The sequence below is a fragment of the uncultured Leptotrichia sp. genome (assembly GCF_938036635.1).
GTDB lineage: Bacteria > Fusobacteriota > Fusobacteriia > Fusobacteriales > Leptotrichiaceae > Leptotrichia > Leptotrichia hongkongensis.
The window spans coordinates 1-1,865 of record NZ_CALHQO010000108.1 but is presented as its reverse complement, the minus strand read 5'-3'; the positions used below and the strand labels follow the sequence as shown (position 1 = coordinate 1,865).

The 1,865-nt window shown below is 31.3% G+C and carries 2 protein-coding genes; both read right to left on the bottom strand.

The features are described 5' to 3' along the window. Nucleotides 1-21: 21 nt before the first annotated feature. A complete protein-coding gene (locus tag Q0370_RS01990) occupies nucleotides 22-660 on the bottom strand; it encodes a cytochrome c biogenesis protein CcdA (RefSeq protein WP_021746273.1) in 639 nt (212 codons plus the stop codon). A 24-nt stretch (nucleotides 661-684) separates the two neighbouring features. Further along, a complete protein-coding gene (gene msrB / locus Q0370_RS01985; protein WP_299571394.1) occupies nucleotides 685-1,764 on the bottom strand; it encodes a peptide-methionine (R)-S-oxide reductase MsrB in 1,080 nt (359 codons plus the stop codon). Nucleotides 1,765-1,865 lie beyond the last annotated feature (101 nt).

Below are 1,865 nucleotides of genomic sequence, written 5' to 3'. Positions count from 1 at the left end.
AAAATTTAAAAAATAAAATTACTAAAACTTATTCATTATTAGCAAAATTCCCATAAATATAATTAGAAATCCTCCAAAAATTTTAAAATAGTTTGTGTATTGATTTAAAGCTCGTACTTTTTTTAGCAGTTCCTGAGAGAAAAAGGAAAATAGAACAAATGGAGTGGCGAGCCCTAAGACATATATAAACATCATTAACCCTCCATAGACAGCAGATCCTTTTTCGCCTGCAAGAGTAAGCACTGAGGCAAGAATAGGGCCTACACATGGAGTCCATCCTAGACTAAATGTTAGTCCTAGCAAAAAAGCCTGTAATGAAGAATTTTTCCCAATTAAATTTAAATTTACAGATTTATTTTTTTCTAAAAAGTTAAATTTTAAGATGCCTGTCTGATGTAATCCTAGTATTATTACAATTATTCCTGCCAAAACTTTTACAGTGTCATTAAAGAAAATTCCTGTAAGAAAACTAAAACTAAAGCCTATGCTTACAAAAGTGAGCGAAAGTCCTAAAATAAATAAAAAGGTATTAAGTACAGTTTTTTTCCCTTTGCTTAAAATTCCCAAATATACAGGAACAATGGGAAGAATACATGGAGATAGAAAACTTGCTACCCCTCCTAAAAATACGCTTCCTACGAGTAATGGCTGATTAAACATAAATTATCTCCTATTCTGTTCATTTTACTGAACTAATTTTATTAAATATCCGTAATGCTCTTTTTCCATATCTTTTAATGGGATAAATTTAATTGAAGCACTGTTTATGCAATAACGAAGTCCGCCTTTGTCTTTAGGTCCATCATCAAAAACGTGTCCCAAGTGGGCTTTTCCACTTCGGCTAAGCACTTCTGTACGTACCATATTAAAACTTGTATCATTTGCATAAGTTACAACATCTTTTGAAATAGGTTTTGTAAAACTTGGCCAGCCACAGCCAGAATCATATTTATCTTTTGAGGAAAATAATGGCTCTCCTGTTGTTATGTCTACATAAATTCCAGCTTCATGATTGTCCCAGTACTCATTTGAAAAAGAATGTTCAGTATTTTTTTTCTGTGTAACGCTATATTGCAGTGGAGTAAGCCGTTTTTTCAATTCTTCATCACTTGGTTTTGGATAATCTTTTGGATCAATGATAACTTCATCTGCTTTAGTAATATCAATGTGGCAATATCCGTTAGGATTTTTTCTTAAATAGTCCTGATGGTATTCTTCTGCGAGTATATAATTTTTCAAAGGCTGAACTTCAACTTGAATTTTATCTGTATATTTTTTCTGCTCTTCTTCAATTTCCTGTAAAATAATTTCTTTATCTTTAGGATTAGTATAATAAATCCCTGTTCTATATTGTCTGCCTCTATCATTTCCCTGCTGATTAATGCTAGTAGGATCTACAACTTGAAAGTAATATTTAAGCAGCTTGCTCAAAGAAATTTTGTTTGCGTCATATTTTACGTGAACTGTTTCTGCGTGATCCGTTGATGCGACAATGTTGTAACTCGTTTTTTCAGTTTTACCATTCGCATAGCCAACCGTAGCATCCTTTACCCCGTCGATTCTTTCCATATATGCCTCAAGTCCCCAGAAACAGCCACCAGCAAGATAGATTTCTCTGATGTTTTCGTTTCCTGCCTGAATCATATTTTCTTTTTTTGGTTTATTTTCATTTTTGTTTTTACGATTTTTGTTTTTATTTGATAATACTACTGAAAATAAAGTTAAAGATAGTATTAAAAATAATAGTAGACTTCTAGATTTCATAAAACCGCCTCCCGATTTATATTTAAATATTTTTTGTATCTACAAGAATAGTATAGTCCAAAAATTCATAAAAAAAAATGAAATATAATAATATTTTTCTA